The organism is Enterococcus thailandicus (assembly GCF_001886265.1).
In the GTDB taxonomy this organism is placed as follows: Bacteria; Bacillota; Bacilli; order Lactobacillales; family Enterococcaceae; genus Enterococcus_B; species Enterococcus_B thailandicus.
In genome coordinates, this window is sequence record NZ_JXLE01000002.1 from 142,232 (window position 1) to 158,968 (window position 16,737).

Sequence of the window (16,737 nt, forward strand, 5' to 3'; positions counted from 1 at the left end):
CGTTCATTGCTTTGAGTGTTTTAGTAACTATTGATAACTTCCTATAGATAACGAGCAATCAACTGGATCATTTGTTTAGGAAATTCTTGGAGATCTGTAATATCAAGGAAACGACTTTCACCGTAAATTTCTTTAATTTCTTCTTTATCTTGGCCAATCGCCGCAGCAATGAAAATAATTCCTTGTCGATCATATTCTTTGATGACTTCTTGAATGTCTTCCTTTGCTTTTTTTCCAGTATAATCTGGAAGAGCTTTTGGCTGTCCATCACTAATATTCAACAATAACTTGGTAGTTGCCGTTTGTTGGTTCAACTTATCAGCAACCACTCTTAAAACAGCTCCGTCGCGGTTATTTTGGCGTGGTTTCATTGTCACCAATTTCTCATCCAACCATTGAAAAGTATCAGCAAATTCTTTATAAGAAAAAATCGATGTCTTTTCACGCACGGAAACATCTGCTGTATCACCATTGATCATCAGTGGGATATTGACACGTTTAGCAAATTCCGCAATCGCAATCGCGGCTTTTTTTGCTGCTTCTATTCGATCTTCGCGAATCATCGAACCTGATTCATCTAATCGAATAGCAACGGCTAGAGACGGTTGTTCATGTGGCGGATTTTTTTTGTCAAAATTACGCAAATCACCATATGCAATGCGACTAGCATTAAAGCGTTGCCCTTCGTACTTACCTTTTTGATAACTTGTGCTTTCTTCGTTATCTAAAAGTTCTAATACTTGTCGACTTAATGAATCGACGACTGGAAAGACTTGGGCTCTGATTGCTCGTGCTTCATCGCTGTTTATTTGATACTTCGGTCGGTGAACGATCAATCCTTCTTTTTCATGCATCGTGCCTTTCATGATTTGGCGCGCTTCTTTGTTCAACTCTTTTTTCATTTCTTTGTCATGGGCGTCCATGTCAGCGGCAGACATTTCAGCAGACTCATCTTCCGCACTTTTTTCTGTCTGATGTTTTCCTTCGACGTCACTGCTTCGTTCTTCTTGAATGTTATCTAGATTCTCAGATTCGTCTGTCTCTTCTGGAGTTTCTTTATCAGCCATTTCTTCTACTTTTTCGAGTGTAGATAGTTCTTGTTCTGCTAAAGTCAATTCTTCTGGAGCAAGCTCTTCAATCTGGCGCTCTTCTGCTTCTAATCCGCTGATTTTTCGTCCACGGACTGTTGGTGCATCAGTAGCTTCGCCCCACTTTTTTGCTCGAAGCAACTCTCTCAATTCAATTAATAACCCCGTATCCTCTAAAGCTTGAAGCAAAATCTTTAGTTCATCTGGATCCGTTGTCAGTTTATATAAGACTTTTGGGTAGATAGATTGTAATAAATCTTGTCCTTGCTTCATCGTATTCACCCAATAAAAATAAGAACGCATTCCTGCGACACCTTTGATCGCGTTTGCTTTGGCTGTTTCGTCTAATAATCGAATAATTTCTGCCATTTTGAATAAAATAGATGAGTCTTGAATTCCTGTTTTCCCAACAGCACGTTCGACCATTACTTCGAGACTAGGTAAATCCATTTTTTCTGCATGCTGCATTCGGTCACGCAACGATTCATTCAGTGGTCGATTTCCTTGATAGTTTCGGTTCGTCGTAATCACAACTACGCAGTCAGGATGGCGACGGACGATACCAGTGGGTAAGTTCAACATACCATTTGGTTCCAAGGCTGAGTTTAGCGCGACTAAGACAGACGCATCTCGAATCACTGTTGGCTCTTGGATTTCAAGTAAATAGCCTTTTTCCATCGCACGGACGATTTCTGAAGGGTAATATTTATAATGAATAGGTGTTGTTTCAGATTTTGCTTCAATTTGTTGTACAAATTCAGCTAGTTTTTCTCGTGCTGAAAGTACATCTAATTGGTAATGTGATTGGACTAAACGTAAAACAGCATCAAAACTCTCGGTTTGAGAGATGGCTTCCAACAATTCTTGACTATCCGCATCGACAGCTTCCACTACTGGTAATAACGCACCAAACACATCTGATTTATCCATATCTGCAAAACACGTCACCTTTGTATAAGGTAATTGCAAATCAGCAGATAACGCCTTAGCTAATTGTGTTTTCCCAGATCCGGCATCCCCTTCCAATAAGATATTCATGATTTTCATCTCAGGATCGAGCCAGTTTTCATTGATTTCTGTTGCAATTCGAATTTCTTCCACACTTGTTCGGTGACTTTTTGGTTTTTGCCAAATCATCTGTTTTTCTAGGCGTGAAAATACTCGGTCTTGCGTAAGCGAGAACTCTCCCATTATGCAACCTCCTTTAACGATTCGACGAGTTTAATAACCTAATTCTTCTAGCAAACGTTTTAAGATGCGGAATCGTTCACCAATGAGTTCACCATCTTTTTGTAATGTATCATAGTAAAGAATAATATCCTCATCAATCTTAGGATTTTTTGTATCGACTTCAACAGTCATTCGGTTTCCCTGCAAACCAATGATATCGACCACTGGGTTTTCAGGATCATAGAATTTTTTATAACGATACGCATCTTGGAAATACAAACTTCCTTGAGCTGCTAAAATTGCTAAATCTAAAATGCGAGTAATTGGTAATTCTTCTGATTGACGTGACCATTTTTCCCCTGTATGACGCCAAACTTTTCCAGAAATATCGACTTTTCCACGATCATTCCATTGTGCTAAACCAAGAGACAAGCCTTTTGCATCTGTATCTAGTGCATTACGGCCATCAACTTTATCATAATCTTCAACGACAAGAACAGGTTTGTGTTTTAAATTTGTTGGGATTTCCATAAGAAACACTCCTTTATTATTTATGTTAGTAATTTACTAAATTACTAGCGTAGTAAATTACTAACGATCAATACGATTATAAGCCTATAGACAAAAAAAAGCCAGCAAACAAATTTGTTTGCTGGCAAAATAAATAAAATAAGAATTATTGCGCTGAAATAGCAAGTCCTACTGCTTTTTCTCCAAGATGCGTTCCAATTACCGGGCCAAAGTGACCAATCTCAATTTCTGCATCGGGGTATTTCTTTTGTAATTTTTCTTTTTCACTGATTGCAACATCTAAGTTATTCGCATGGATCACATACAACTTAACTGGTCCTGCAATTTCAGTTTTTCGTTGGCCAATAATATCTTCTGCACGGGCGAATGCTTTTTTGCTTGAACGAATCTTTTCAAACAAAACGATTTTCCCATCCGTAAAAGTTAAGATCGGTTTAATTTTTAACAACCCACCAATCAACGCTGCACCATTTGTTAAACGACCTCCGCGCACTAGATTGTTCAAGTCATCAACTATCAAATAAGCGTAAGTATTATCGCGAATACGATCAATATGTGAAAGGATCTCTTCAAGTGATGTTCCTTGATCATTTAAATCCAAGGCAGACTCGACCATGTGTCCCATGGGCATGCTTGTAATTTTCGAATCGTAGGGAATCACCGTTAACCCCTTCACATCTTCTTTCATTGCAAACAATGTATTAACAAAACCCGAAATGCCAGAAGAAAGGTGGATACTGATTATCGTGTCATACCCTTTCGCCTTTAATTCGTCATATAATGCCAAAACTTCTCCCACAACCGGCTGAGATGTCGTAGGGAAATCTTTACTGTTTTTTAGAAGACCATAATATTCATCAGCTTCAATATCGATACCTTCATTATAAATCTTCCCATCTAAAATAACTGGGATCGGAATTACATATAAGTCGGGATGGTTCTTGATACGTTCCGGCAAATAAGCCGTACTATCAGTAACAACTGCAAGTTTCATTTATCTATTTCCTCGTTTCAAAGAATTTTTCCAGACCTTATAACTATAGCATAATTTTGCTTGTAGATAAATCTAAAATCCGTTTCTATCAAAAAAGACTGTCACAAAAATCGCTTTTTGTGACAGCGTATAGTTAAGAATAATAAGCAACTCTTTCCTCAGGCGTTCCGGCGATGCAATAGTGAGTGGATACCACTTTTACCAAACTGAGCGAAAAGAAAAGTCACACCTCCGACTCCTGTAATCAACACACAATAGATCACAGCGTTCGTCTTGCTTTCTAATGAGAGTTGCGTATGCAATAAAAAGAACACTATCATACATACAAGTAACATTAGTGCTGTCGAACGAACTGTTTTAAGGAAGAAGTCTTTGATTCTGTATAATGGTGCTATTTGATACTCGTGACACATGTACCAATAACCACGGATAAACACATACCCAAATGCCAATCCATTTGACAAACTCATCCCATAGCCACCAAATAAAGCTAAGAAAATGACTTGGAAAAGAACTTTTAAGACAATTGCTTGTACCGTTAGCCGGATAGCAAACAAATGGTGATTCAATGACTGTAACATCGTTGATAAAATTGTAAATAATGAAAAGAATAGCGAAGCTAGTAACGCTAATTGGAAATACCCCACACTCTCAGGATCATAACCAAAGAACAGTGTGTACAATGGTCCTGCTAATAAAGACATCCCTGCAAGTGATGGCAATAAAATCAAAATCGCGATTGAAAAACTATCTCCAACCGTTTTTTCAATTTGTTTTCGGTTTTCTTTTTTCAAAGTGCTTAATAATGGCAAACTACTGATTGCTACGGTACCAACCATTGAAATCAAAATCAAGGTCAACTTGTTCGGATTCACTGACGCTCGACTAAATAAAAACTCTAACTGTTGATCTGCGAGATCTGGACGGAAAAAATGTAATAACGGCTTCATCGTTACTTGGTCGATCATTTGTACAATCGTAATAACTGAACCAACAAAGATAAACGGAAGTGTTTCACGTATAATAGCGCTTGAAGCACGACGATTGTCTTTTTTGAAATAACGGGTAGATATCAAGAAATCTTTCAATCTAAAGTAATCTTTCTGTCGTCCCACTACATACATATGGAAAATCGCAGCTAAACCACCGAAAAACGACGCGACGGTACTGACTAAAACTGCTTCTAAAATCGTTCCATTCGTTAGGACACGCAAATAATATGTCCCAGCTAAAATAACCAGAACTCGAATTGCTTGTTCGATAATCAATGAAGTTCCATAAGGGCGCAAGTCATTCTTCCCTTGAAAATATCCACGCATTGCACTTAATACCGGAATAGCAACCAATGAAGGACATAAACTACGAATCGCTAAAATCCCATTATTCACATTGGCAATTGGACTGATTCCTGCCAGCGCTGGCGCAAATAAATACATCAAAACAGCCGAGGCAATCCCAATGACAAACATGATATTAATCGTACTGCGAAAAATCACTCGACTTTCTTGTGCATCTCCTTCTTTCGTTGCAATGGCAACTTTTTTCGCGATTGCGTTAGGAAAGCCAACTGTTCCAAGCATCAAGAATAATCCATAAGGCAAATAACCGACATTGTAGAGAGTTGTAGCCAACATCCCATCTTGATTATCACCCATCATCATTAACCAAGGAATTAAGTACACAACACCTAAAACCTTACACAACAAATTGGCAAACGTTAACCAAAATGTTCCTTGCATCAATTTTTTATTCATCAAATCTTCCTCAACTATATATTAGGTTCTAAACATCTTTTACATTATAGCAAAAAAACAAGAACAAGTAATCCCAGCATTGCTTTTTCATTTCATCAGCCTGATTATCTCAGCACACAGATTCCACAAATGCCAATCAACCTTTCAATAAGTGATTTTCTAGCTAGACTGTTTCAACTATTATGCTATACTTTTCTCATAACGAATTTCATTCGTTATTTAGACAAGTCAGTTGGCGGAAAACAGACTGCTTGTCTAGTTCAATATTCTTTGGGGACAACCAGTGGTCGGTTGTCTCTTTTTTATAACATTTTAATCATTCAGGTTGAATCTATCGAAATCAGCTTTCTTTCATTCGCTTGCTGAGTTAAATACTATCATTCATCCAGCTACAATCAAGTTTGTTAAAGGAACCTTAACACTTTCTCCACTTGTCAAAATTCCGGCTGAGAACCGTTGTTCAAAATGAATTTATCTAACACTCTTTGTACCAATCATTTGTTTCGTTTATTTCAAAAAAAGTCTGGAACATTAATCGAAATGATTATGCTCCAGACTTTTTTAAAATACACAGCGTTTTCAAAAGTTATTTTCTTGGAAGCACGCTAACCCCTTCCAAAAACAAAAATAGGTGAGTTATTTCCGGATACTCTTGCTTATTTCTCAGAGCTGATTGTTTTTGACCCAACCTCTTTTAAGAAAGTTATTTTTATTTTAAGATAAGTTTTCACCATTCGTTTCAATCACTTTTTGATACCAATAAAATGATTTCTTACGACTGCGGTTTAACGTACCATGCCCTTCGTCATCACGATCAACGTAAATAAAACCGTAACGTTTACTCATCTCACCTGTTCCTGCACTGATTAAATCAATGCAGCCCCAAGGTGTATAGCCAATCAAATCTACTCCGTCGTCAATTGCTTTGTCCATTTCAACGATATGTTGTCTAAAGTAGTCGATGCGATAGTCATCTTTGATTGTGCCATCCTCTTCTACTTGATCGAATGCACCCAAGCCATTTTCTACTACCATCAAAGGAACTTCGTAACGAGAATAAATTTGATTTAAGGTATACCGCAAACCAACTGGATCAACTTGCCAACCCCAATCGCTGGCTTTCAAGTATTCATTCGCCACACCACCAAATAAGTTTCCACCCGTAGTATCTTCACGGTCCTCAAGGTTAGCGGCAATACAAGTACTCATATAATAACTAAATGTATAGTAATCAACAGTGCCTTCTTTTAACAATGCTTGATCTTCTTCCGTTATTTCCAATTGAATATCATTTTTTTCAAAATAGCGTTTCATATAATACGGATACGTACCTTTAACTTGGACATCACCACAGAAATAATTCAAACGATCATTCAACTGTTGTGTTCTCAGCACGTCTTCTGGGCGACAGGTCTTAGGATACATCGTAATGTAGGCCAACATGCAACCAATTTTAAACTCTGGATTGATTTTATGCCCCGCAATCACTGCTCTGGCAGATGCTAGAAAGACATTATGCAATGCTTGATATTGTTCCGTTTCTGTATACTCACGGTTAAACAAACCATTGATTTGCTTGCCATGCTCTAATGTTCCAAAATTGATTTCATTAAATGTCAGCCAATACTTCACCTTATCTTGATAGCGTTCAAATAAAGTCGTTGCGTAACGTTCATAAAATGCAATTGTTCGCTGATCTAAAAAACCATCGTAGCGTTTGCCTAATTGAAACGGTAATTCAAAATGAGAGATCGTCACTAAAGGTTCAATCCCATACTTGTGTAATTCATCAAATAAATCATCATAAAATTGTAATCCTGCTTCATTAGGTGTTTCTTCATCACCATTTGGAAAAATCCGTGACCAGGCAATCGACAAACGATATACTTTAAAACCCATTTCTGCAAACAGGGCGATATCTTCTTGATAGCGGTGATAGTGATCAATCCCTGTATGGCTTGGATAATAGTACTTCTCTTCATCGATTACTAAGTCGAATGTTCGCCGTGTCCCTGCTGTTCGACTACCTGCTCGATTATGATCACTGATTGAATCTCCTTTACCAGCAACATTCCAAGCACCTTCACATTGATTGGCAGCTGTCGCGCCACCCCATAAAAAATTCTTTGGAAAACTCATTGATCTTTCTCCTTCATTTTTGATTTAATTAGCAAGAATAGCGGTAGAAACCAAGGTTCCTTGCTGCACTTCATTTTCATCAGTCACAATAATATCCGCGTAATCAGGCGTATTCGTCACAATGATTGGGACTTGTGTGCTATAGCCTTCTTCTTCAATCGCCTGAATATCAAAACGAACCAACTTATCTCCTTTTTTTACTGTGTCGCCTTGCTTTACAAAAACTTCAAAGTGTTTTCCTTCTAATTGAATCGTATCAATGCCAATGTGAATCAATAATTCCATGCCATCATCAGAAATGATGCCAATTGCATGATTTGTTGGGAATAAAGTCATGATTGTTCCATCAAAAGGTGCGACAACTTCACCAACAGTCGGCTCAATCACCACGCCTTTGCCCATAATTCCTTCCGCAAAAGCAGCATCTTTTGCTTGACTCAACGGCAAAATATTCCCAGTAATTGGTGAAAAGATTTCTTGTTTCGCTACTTTTTTCTTTTGTACTGTAAATGACCCTTTTGCTTCTTCTTTACTCATCGCGATGGTTGGCTCATCATCTTTAAAACCAATCACCCAAGCTAAACCAAAGCCAGCAACTAATGCCACTGCATCTAAGATCATGCTATAAATCGCAAATTTAATATCGCCATCAGGAGAAATAGCACCTGTGTAACGGAAAATTCCTAATCCACCCATTTGATACGCTTGTAAGCCTAAAGCCATAGCTGTTCCACCTGTAAATGCACCAACGACACAAGAGGCCCAGAATGGTTTCTTTTTAGGTAAAGTAATCCCATAGATTGCCGGCTCTGTTACACCAAATATTCCCGAAATAAATGCTGGAACAGACAATTCTTTTAATTTGGCATTTTGTGTTTTTAACATGACAGCTAAAACTGCTCCTGTTTGAGCGAAAGAAACACTACCACTTGGCGTCAATAACGCTGTTGGTTGTCCTTGAGATAAAGCAATGATGGCAAATGGGATTAGTGCCCAATGAAGACCAAACATTACTAAAACTTGCCAAGTAAAACCTAAAATCGCACCAAAAATAATTGGGTTAAATGTTTGAATCGCAATCAAGCCACTTCCCAACGCTTCCGAAGCCGCATTCATGATTGGACCAATAACGATAAACATCAATGGAACAGTAATCAATGCAGTGAAAAATGGAACTAAAAATAGCTTAACAACATCAGGAATGACTTTTCGTAGTTGTTTTTCAAGAAATGCTGCAAAAGCGGTTGATGCAATAATCGGCATCACACTTGAACCATAACCAGCTGCTGGAAGTGAAAATGGGATACCAAAGAAATTCAAGCCACCACTTTCAGCAAATTGACTTGTCAATGAACCATCAATAAATCCGGTGTACACCATACTTGCTGCAATCATCATTCCTAAAAACGGGGATCCCCCAAAACGTTTCATGGCTGTAAAGCCAATAAAAATCGGTAATAGTAAGAACAGGCCGTCACCCATCGCATTAACTACAGCATAAGTTGGCGTCGCAGCGAACTCTGGTCCTAAAGCAAATGACAAGATTGCAGCAACCCCTTTTAACATACCGGCTGCAGATAATGGCGCTAGAATTGGTTGGAAAATACTTGAAATAATGTCTACAAATTGATCGAATAAGTTTCCTTTTGGTCCTGAATCTGTTTTCTCCTCCAATAAACCTAACACTGCATCCACATCTTTACGTACATCAGGTACATGATTGCCAATCACTACTTGGTATTGGCCACCTGATTGCATAACCGTTACAACGCCATCCATGTTTTTCAACACATCTGTATTTGCTTTACTTTCGTCCTTTAACTTAAAGCGTAAACGCGTAATACAGTTCGTTAACGAATTGACGTTTTCTTTTCCACCAACTTCTTTGACAATGTCTTGTGCTAGTTGTTCATATTTTCCCATGATTTTTTCCTCCAAAATTAAGTATATTTTTTAATCCAGAGGTCTCGCCAACTAAATGTAACGATCCAATTCCTTTTGCTGGGTAAGCTAGTTTTACTCCTTTCATTTTGATTTTAAGAGAAACTCTCTTATTTCGTTTTTTCGATGATTCTTGCAATGTGAATCGTAATATACACCTGCTCATCTCTAGAAACTTGATAGCTCCAACGAGTGGCTAATAATTCAACCACTTTCTTAGTCGCCTCAAAGGCTTCAGGATACTTTTTACTGACAAGGATAAACAGTTCGTTTTCAACTAGTTCGTCTGCTGCTTCTTTTCTTTGCGCATTCAAAACTCTCTCCGCAAAAAATCGTAGATGGGTAATGAAGCGCTGAAAGTAAATGTCGTTTTCAGCAAAGTTGATCTTCAATGTATATTTGATAACCGTTAGAATTTCTTCAATCATTTGTGTAAGGCTGACGGCTGACTCATTCGTGATATCCAACTCGGCATTTACGATGTGTAACGTTAAGAAACCAGATTCGTCATCGGATAGCTCGATCCCCATTTTTTCATTGATAAACTGGATACCTCTTCGCGCAATTGCTAATTCTTCCGGGAAGAAGTGCTTGATGTCCCACAATAGAAAATTCTTCATTTGGATTCCTTTGCTCTCGCGTTGGATCGCCGTGTATAAATGATCCGCAAAAGAAATAAAGCTTGTTTCATTAAATTCTTTGTCCAACTTTTTCTTTGCATAATTCAAGATATCAAAAGCAACCATGATGACCTCTTCGGGAATTTCCGAAAGCATTTGTTCTACTCGTAATGACTCACTTTGATTTTTTATTTCAAACACCTTTTCAATACTATCTGAATCAACCTTAAAGCCCGGCTTTTTTTGAAATCCCAATCCATTACCCATCAAAACGATTTCTTTTCCTTCATCATTCAAGGCAACCACGACGTTGTTATTCAAAATCCTCAGAATTTTCAATTGTCTCCCCCCATCTCTTTCAGCCTCACCAACGCATAAAAAAAGACCCAAACGACACCACAAATAAATGTCGTTCAGGTTTAGCTTAACTGAATAATAACTATCCTAAAACAAAGTTACCATTTTCGGTAAGCGCTGTCAATCTGATTTTTACAGTTTTTTTCTGCGCATTGGCACGAAAAAATAGCACATAATTTTAGATGTTACGATTGATGAAACAATTGCTAGGCATACACTCCTCTCCTTTGGGCAACAAAAAAGGGCTTCGACACATTGATGTCCCACCCCTTACCTTCGTTATTTAAATCATTGATAATAAAAAGACAGCTGCTAAACCAGTCACTACAGATAACGCCATAGAACGTGTTTTATATGCTACACCCGCAACTAAGACCATAGCCAAAATTTTGATATTCCAAGCAAAATCTAAATGTTCGTGTGTGATAAAAACATCTTTGAATGCTAATGCAGAAAATAATGCTACTGGAACGTACTTCATCCAATCACTAAACCACGCAGGAACTTTTCTTTGTGTAAAGTAAAGCATTGGTACTACTCTGGGAATGTAAGCTGCTAGAAATAAACAAGCAACTAGTAAAATCAAATAACTTTTACTCATGGTTTTGGACCTCCTGATCTGGGAAGTTAAACAACGGCTCGTTCACTTGCTCCGCACGATGTCGTAACTTTTTCTCTTTTTCTTTTTGGAAAGCTTTTTCTAAAAGCAATCCAGCAAAAGAAGCAATGACAGTCGCTAAGATTAAGCCAAATGTATTTTGGAACAAAACCATAAATGCAACCCCTAAGACACCCGAAAAAATACCAGTCAGAATCAGCAAACCATTCTTCATCTGCATAATAAACATAAAAATAAACATTGCCGTTAACGCGAAATGAACTAAGTCAGCATCTACTCGAATCACTGAACCAAAAACATTTCCAATCACGTTGCTTCCTGCCCAAGCAGCCATAGAAAACCAATTGACGTACAGGGCTTTTTGTTTGTTCCAAGTTGGATCTGTAGAATATTTCAAGTAATTAACTGCATAGTTTTCATCATTTAGTGATTGCGAAAAGACAGCTAAAAATGGACGGCTTTCTTTCTTCATAAATACTGAAAGACTTGAGCCCAATAATGTATAACGTAATTCTAAGAAAAATACCATCAAGATGGTTGTTGCAAATGATGCGTGTGTTGCTAACATTGAGGCAACTAAGAATTGCGCACCGCCGGAAAAAACCAAAATTGATAATAGACCGGTCAATAATGGATCAAATCCAACCTTCTGTAACAGAACACCACAGGCTAATCCAACCGGGATATAGCTAAAACAAAGCGGCATCACTGCATGAAAAGACTGAAGCCATGGCGCAGTTTTCTTTCTACTCATTAAAATGTCTCCTTTGATTACAACAAATAAACAGCGGACTCATTGTAACATAATTTCAATAAATTGTAGCCGTTTTATCTAAAAACAATATTAAATTTTTCTCATTTCAGCTTCAATTTATGATTTTTTCTCATCCTTGCTTATTCGCGATGGTAATTCGGGTCATACTTATCCGTTTCAATATAAATGTAAATCTTTTTATCTGGTAAACTTTTCCGAATCATTCGTTCAATATCATTGACAATTGCATAAGCAAATTCTTCCTTGATATCCAGAATATCCACTTTCGCAGCAACCATAATTTCGGTTGGCCCCATGTGAACTGTTTTAATATCAATCAATCGTTCTATTTCTGGTCGATCAAATGCTTTTTTAATCAACACTAAGTCATGCGCAGTCACACTCTCACCAATAATCAGGCTGTAAAATTCTTTCGCAAGGAAAATAGCGGCACCCATCAATAAGAAACCAATTAATAGACCACTAATTGCATCAAAAGCAGCGATCCCAGTCACCATGGTTAAAATTGTTCCAGCCATAGCCAACACCAAACCAATTACTGCACAAAAGTCTTCTGTGAAAATAATCAAAATCTCACTATGGCGACTTTCACGTAAAAAGGCTAACAATGATAAATTTTCTGTATTCAGTTCTTTGATTTCTTTAAATGCAATCCGCAAAGAACTTCCTTCAATAATAATCCCAAATAACAAAATAGCTAAAATAATCATTGGATTTTCTACTTCATGCGCAGGATGAAACAATTTTTCAAAGGCTTCCATGACTCCTAACGCGCCCCCACCAAAAAAGAGCATCATGGCAACGATCGTACTAAAAAAATATTTTGCTCGACCTTCGCCAAACTGGTGAAGGTCACTTTGACCAGCTGCCGCACGTTTATTCCCAAATAATAGTAGCACTTGGTTACTACAATCCACGATACTATGGATACTTTCATTCAACATAGCAGCACTTCCACTAATCGCATAACCAATAAATTTGCTAACTGCAACTAAAATATTGGCACCTAATGCTGCTAAGACAGAAAACATGCCACTTTTCTTTAAATTTTCCACTGTTGTTCCTCTTTTCTATGGATTCAATTTTTTTGGATCCAGTCTTAAATTTTGGCTAAATTAAAGACAATCTTTTGTCCCGATTTTAGTTCGATTTCAGCAGCACCTTTAGTGGCAGATTCACCATCAATCGTAAACAACCAATACTTTTGTTTTTCCTGATTCTGTTTACGCCCTTCGATTTCAGTAATAAACCCTTTTTCTTCCTCGACTTTAAAAGTTTTTTGCAAAACTTCTAAAAGATTTTCTCCTGTTTCAAAAGTAACCTTCTGATTAGCAAAATCTTTTCCATCTTCTTGAAGAACGATTGTTGCTTCTTGCTGTTGCACACTGGAGCTTAATTGACTATCAGCTGTTTTTTCTACGTTACTGCTACACCCACTTAAAATTCCTAACCCTATGATAACTACAAACAAACTATAAATAATCTTTTTCATTTTTCCCTCCAAATTGTTTTACTAATCGCTGGATAATAGGAAAGAAAATCAAATAAAAAAGTAAATTTCCTATAGCATGCGACAAATCAAACGAAATACCTTGTATATAATAAACCAACGGCTGTGGCAACTGATACAACACCGTATCATAAATCGCCATTAGGCCTCCATAAATAAAACCCGCTAAAAAAAAGAAAATACCTTTCAACCAATAACTTGTTCTGAAATAACTCGACTGTCTACATAAAGTAAACAACAAGAAGATTCCTCCATAGCTAAGCCATTGGCCAATCACCCACGGGCCCATACCAAAATAAAAACTGCTAATTACTAACGACAGACTCATAACAATCAGCCCATCAATCATTCCCAAGTAAAAAACGACAAATAACAAAATTGCCGTCATAGGTTGAAAATTGGGAATAAATTGAAAAGCAACTCTACCTGCTACACAAGCAGCGCTGAGCATACTCAGCTGTGCAAGTTTTCTGGTACTCATTTTTTCTCCTCTTCACTCTTAAAAATCAACACTTGAAACTGGCACAAGCCGCGCATTTGCGGTTTGTGCCAGTTCGATTATTAACCTACAGTTCAAGTGTTCAAACTTTTCGTACCATCAACGGGATTAAAAATTCATAGTTGATAAAGAAATCAATAACTGAACGATGGTATTCACCAGAAGAAACAAACAACGCTGTCTGCTCCCCTTCTTTAGATACCGTCAGTGATTGTCCTTTATCAAGCAAGACTTCATAAGCATCTTCACCCAGTTTTTCCATATCATATTGCGGATGATCCATCGCAACGATAAAGATATCATCTAAAACTTGTTCCGTTAATTCGAATTCACTTTGCAAATTCAAACGTAAGACTTTTGTATTATCTAAAAGCGTCTCGTTGACAGTAAAGCCAAGTTGTCGAGCATGCTCCAATAACTGATTCAATTTGTGATTAAAAATCGTCATTTGTCCAACTGAAAAAACACGTTCAACTGACCAATAACGAATAAGCGCTAAAACTTGGTCATCCTTCACGTCGATTGTCATTGTTTCTGGAGAAATTTTTAAAAGGTTGATTGCATCCACCTGATAGCGTTCATCAATCGTTGGCAACGCAAAAGAGAAAATCAAGTTTGCAGAATCATCCAACGCGTAATTAATTGAAAAATGACGTGTTTCCCAAGTATCATAGGTCGTTCCTGACAATTCTAGCCCAATATCATTTAAAGGTTTTAACAATTCATAGGCAAAGTACTCAACCAAGCTCGTCTTAGCAATCGGCGAAATTGGTTCACCGGCTAAAATATATTGCTGATACGCATCCAGCAACTCAGAAAAGCCAGATTCAATAAAAGCTTTACGCATTCTTAAATCAGCAAGCTGTGTTTCAGCCTCATGAATCATTTGAACGATTTCTTGGTGGTCTTGTTCTTTTCCACTCAGGTAAGACTGGTTATCAGCTAACTCTTGTTCTTTTTTTGCAAGCGTTGTATCTGCTGTCATTTGAGGAACGATTTTTTCTTTTTCATGAATCTTTGTTCCTTCAGTTGCACTTTCTAATTCCACATCATCATCTGATTCTGTCAAAAGTTCAGCGGTTGTTTCATCTGTTACTACTTCTTCCATAGGAACAACTGTTGTTTCTTCGTTCTCGATTTCTGAAGGTTCAACTACCTTTTCTGCTTCCTCTTTTTCGTACTCGCTCATTCTTCCAAACCTCCTTCATCAAGGATTGCCGCTTCCGGGTTTTCACTACCAAGATAGCTCATTAAAAACTGATGGATAGCTGGTCCAAAGTTTTCCCTTCCACCAAAGTAACGCGCAATTTGGCGTTGTTCTTTTTGAACGATTGCAGCTTTTAGTTGATCTGCTTTTGCTTGTTGCATCATGGCTTCTTTTTGTTTTTGAATTTTAGCTGGTTCATCAATATAAGGTAACCAACCTAGCTTTTCATTTTCATAAACTTGTTTTTCTTTTGCCAATGCTTCAATTTCTTCATCAACTTTTTTTCGGTTTAAGAAACCCTTTGACTCTTCTAAAGCAGCAATTTTTTTGTTATATGTTCCGATTTCTTCATCAAGACGTTCAATTTCCGTTTGCGCAGTAATTACTTTTGCATCTAACTCATTTAATTCATGGCTGTAATCTACCACTTCCCCTTGTGAGTATTGCTCCCACTCGGCATCAATTTGTGGTAAAACAAAAATTTCCGGCAAACTGGCATCAATCGCAATCGTTGGGCGCTCATGATAGTACGTCCCAATTTTGTAATAACTTAAAGTAGGTGACATTTCATCTACCAGTTCCATAAAAGGAAATTGTTGTAAGAATCGATCTTGGATTTTTCGCATAAGTAATTGGTCAATTTCATGGTTCTCATTTGAGCTTCGTTTTAGCTCATCATTTAAATGACTATTATATAATCGATAAATTTCAGGAATGTTTTCTTCACGTACTGCTTGTTCAAATGCTTGTAAATCTCCCAGCAATTGAGATAAGTTTGTACTTGCTTTTTGTTTAATATCATCAAAAGATGACTCATCAGTATGTTTATCCATATCTACCGTTTCAGGTTCATGGTGTTCTTCTGTAATAGAATCTTTCATATTTTTACCTCCTTGCATTCATTTGATAACTTAATAGTACCATTTTCTTCAAAAAATTGTTACAAAATGGGGCACGACAGAAACGAATCACTCATTCATTTAGCAAAAACGTAAAAAAACAAAAAAACTGTGACAAAAGTCAAGAGACCCATGTCACAGCTCTAAACAGAGTAAGAGAAATGCACACTTGCAACAACTCTTCCTATTCTGCTTTCATCAATCAAGGATTGTTTTATTTGTTAGGCAGTTCGCGGGTCGTGAAATGAATGCGTTGTTGTTCATCGCGAGTTAGTAAGGTTTCTTCATTTAAGTATGAAAGTCTAAGCTCACCTAATTCAGGATTTTCCAGCATTTTTTCATAACCAGTAAAAATCGAACGGATATAATTCTTATAAGCGTTTTTCTTCTTTTGTCTTTTTTTCATAGGACACCTTCCTTATCAAAAATATCATACCAATGAATAGCTGCATAGACAAGATAGAATCGAAAAATTGAGTGAAACATTTATTATTTTTTGTAATAACCGATTGCTTTTAGTGGAAATCACTACATAATCAAAACAAACAACATTCTTTTCTTCGAATTTTCTCACGAAGGTTGACGAATCCGTCAAAAAATGAAAAAATGCTTTAGTACTTAAGGAGGGAATCTA

The 16,737-nt window shown here is 37.3% G+C and carries 15 protein-coding genes; all 15 read right to left on the reverse strand.

What is annotated here, in order from left to right; all coding sequences use genetic code 11:
* Positions 1–41 precede the first annotated feature (41 nt).
* A complete protein-coding gene (locus RV17_RS02170; RefSeq protein ID WP_071868392.1) occupies positions 42–2,279 on the reverse strand; it encodes an AAA family ATPase in 2,238 nt (745 codons plus the stop codon).
* 30 nt (positions 2,280–2,309) lie between these two features.
* Positions 2,310–2,789 carry a DUF6530 family protein gene (locus RV17_RS02175; protein WP_067482078.1) on the reverse strand — a complete coding sequence of 160 codons (480 nt, stop codon included), beginning with the start codon at positions 2,787–2,789 and terminating at the stop codon, positions 2,310–2,312.
* 145 nt (positions 2,790–2,934) lie between these two features.
* Positions 2,935–3,783: a DegV family protein gene (locus tag RV17_RS02180; protein WP_071868393.1), complete on the reverse strand. Its 849-nt coding sequence runs from the start codon at positions 3,781–3,783 to the stop codon at positions 2,935–2,937.
* A 158-nt stretch (positions 3,784–3,941) separates the two neighbouring features.
* Positions 3,942–5,537 carry a putative polysaccharide biosynthesis protein gene (locus RV17_RS02185; protein ID WP_067482082.1) on the reverse strand — a complete coding sequence of 532 codons (1,596 nt, stop codon included), beginning with the start codon at positions 5,535–5,537 and terminating at the stop codon, positions 3,942–3,944.
* A 714-nt stretch (positions 5,538–6,251) separates the two neighbouring features.
* Complete coding sequence (locus RV17_RS02190) at positions 6,252–7,676, reverse strand: glycoside hydrolase family 1 protein (RefSeq protein WP_071868394.1); 1,425 nt, start codon at positions 7,674–7,676, stop codon at positions 6,252–6,254.
* A 24-nt stretch (positions 7,677–7,700) separates the two neighbouring features.
* Complete coding sequence (locus RV17_RS02195) at positions 7,701–9,599, reverse strand: beta-glucoside-specific PTS transporter subunit IIABC (RefSeq protein ID WP_067482085.1); 1,899 nt, start codon at positions 9,597–9,599, stop codon at positions 7,701–7,703.
* Positions 9,600–9,727: 128 nt separating this feature from the next.
* On the reverse strand, positions 9,728–10,576 hold the full coding sequence (gene licT, locus RV17_RS02200) for a BglG family transcription antiterminator LicT (protein ID WP_071868395.1): 849 nt from the start codon (positions 10,574–10,576) through the stop codon (positions 9,728–9,730).
* A 301-nt stretch (positions 10,577–10,877) separates the two neighbouring features.
* Positions 10,878–11,195 carry an AzlD domain-containing protein gene (locus tag RV17_RS02205; RefSeq protein ID WP_067482089.1) on the reverse strand — a complete coding sequence of 106 codons (318 nt, stop codon included), beginning with the start codon at positions 11,193–11,195 and terminating at the stop codon, positions 10,878–10,880.
* On the reverse strand, positions 11,188–11,967 hold the full coding sequence (locus RV17_RS02210; protein ID WP_067482090.1) for an AzlC family ABC transporter permease: 780 nt from the start codon (positions 11,965–11,967) through the stop codon (positions 11,188–11,190). The genes RV17_RS02205 and RV17_RS02210 overlap by 8 nt, the downstream gene beginning before the upstream one ends.
* Positions 11,968–12,107: 140 nt before the next feature.
* On the reverse strand, positions 12,108–13,043 hold the full coding sequence (locus RV17_RS02215; RefSeq protein WP_067482092.1) for a cation diffusion facilitator family transporter: 936 nt from the start codon (positions 13,041–13,043) through the stop codon (positions 12,108–12,110).
* Between the two features lie 44 nt (positions 13,044–13,087).
* Positions 13,088–13,480, reverse strand: coding sequence for a DUF4430 domain-containing protein (locus RV17_RS02220; protein WP_067482094.1), 393 nt, complete (start codon positions 13,478–13,480; stop codon positions 13,088–13,090).
* Positions 13,461–13,979 carry a hypothetical protein gene (locus RV17_RS02225; protein WP_071868396.1) on the reverse strand — a complete coding sequence of 173 codons (519 nt, stop codon included), beginning with the start codon at positions 13,977–13,979 and terminating at the stop codon, positions 13,461–13,463. Before RV17_RS02225 ends, RV17_RS02220 begins: the two co-directional genes overlap by 20 nt.
* Before the next feature lie 100 nt (positions 13,980–14,079).
* Positions 14,080–15,186: a hypothetical protein gene (locus RV17_RS02230; protein ID WP_067482098.1), complete on the reverse strand. Its 1,107-nt coding sequence runs from the start codon at positions 15,184–15,186 to the stop codon at positions 14,080–14,082.
* On the reverse strand, positions 15,183–16,085 hold the full coding sequence (locus RV17_RS02235) for a viral A-type inclusion protein (RefSeq protein ID WP_067482099.1): 903 nt from the start codon (positions 16,083–16,085) through the stop codon (positions 15,183–15,185). Before RV17_RS02235 ends, RV17_RS02230 begins: the two co-directional genes overlap by 4 nt.
* Before the next feature lie 232 nt (positions 16,086–16,317).
* Positions 16,318–16,509, reverse strand: coding sequence for a hypothetical protein (locus RV17_RS02240; protein ID WP_067482101.1), 192 nt, complete (start codon positions 16,507–16,509; stop codon positions 16,318–16,320).
* Between the last annotated feature and the right edge of the window lie 228 nt (positions 16,510–16,737).

Excerpts from the sequence above, each read along its gene's own strand:
- RV17_RS02170 (WP_071868392.1), bottom strand. The coding sequence starts at position 2,279 with ATGGGAGAGTTCTCGCTTACGCAAGACCGAGTATTTTCACGCCTAGAA.
- RV17_RS02175 (WP_067482078.1), bottom strand. The coding sequence starts at position 2,789 with ATGGAAATCCCAACAAATTTAAAACACAAACCTGTTCTTGTCGTTGAA.
- RV17_RS02180 (WP_071868393.1), bottom strand. The coding sequence starts at position 3,783 with ATGAAACTTGCAGTTGTTACTGATAGTACGGCTTATTTGCCGGAACGT.
- RV17_RS02185 (WP_067482082.1), bottom strand. The coding sequence starts at position 5,537 with ATGAATAAAAAATTGATGCAAGGAACATTTTGGTTAACGTTTGCCAAT.
- RV17_RS02190 (WP_071868394.1), bottom strand. The coding sequence starts at position 7,676 with ATGAGTTTTCCAAAGAATTTTTTATGGGGTGGCGCGACAGCTGCCAAT.
- RV17_RS02195 (WP_067482085.1), bottom strand. The coding sequence starts at position 9,599 with ATGGGAAAATATGAACAACTAGCACAAGACATTGTCAAAGAAGTTGGT.
- RV17_RS02205 (WP_067482089.1), bottom strand. The coding sequence starts at position 11,195 with ATGAGTAAAAGTTATTTGATTTTACTAGTTGCTTGTTTATTTCTAGCA.
- RV17_RS02210 (WP_067482090.1), bottom strand. The coding sequence starts at position 11,967 with ATGAGTAGAAAGAAAACTGCGCCATGGCTTCAGTCTTTTCATGCAGTG.
- RV17_RS02220 (WP_067482094.1), bottom strand. The coding sequence starts at position 13,480 with ATGAAAAAGATTATTTATAGTTTGTTTGTAGTTATCATAGGGTTAGGA.
- RV17_RS02225 (WP_071868396.1), bottom strand. The coding sequence starts at position 13,979 with ATGAGTACCAGAAAACTTGCACAGCTGAGTATGCTCAGCGCTGCTTGT.
- RV17_RS02230 (WP_067482098.1), bottom strand. The coding sequence starts at position 15,186 with ATGAGCGAGTACGAAAAAGAGGAAGCAGAAAAGGTAGTTGAACCTTCA.
- RV17_RS02235 (WP_067482099.1), bottom strand. The coding sequence starts at position 16,085 with ATGAAAGATTCTATTACAGAAGAACACCATGAACCTGAAACGGTAGAT.
- RV17_RS02240 (WP_067482101.1), bottom strand. The coding sequence starts at position 16,509 with ATGAAAAAAAGACAAAAGAAGAAAAACGCTTATAAGAATTATATCCGT.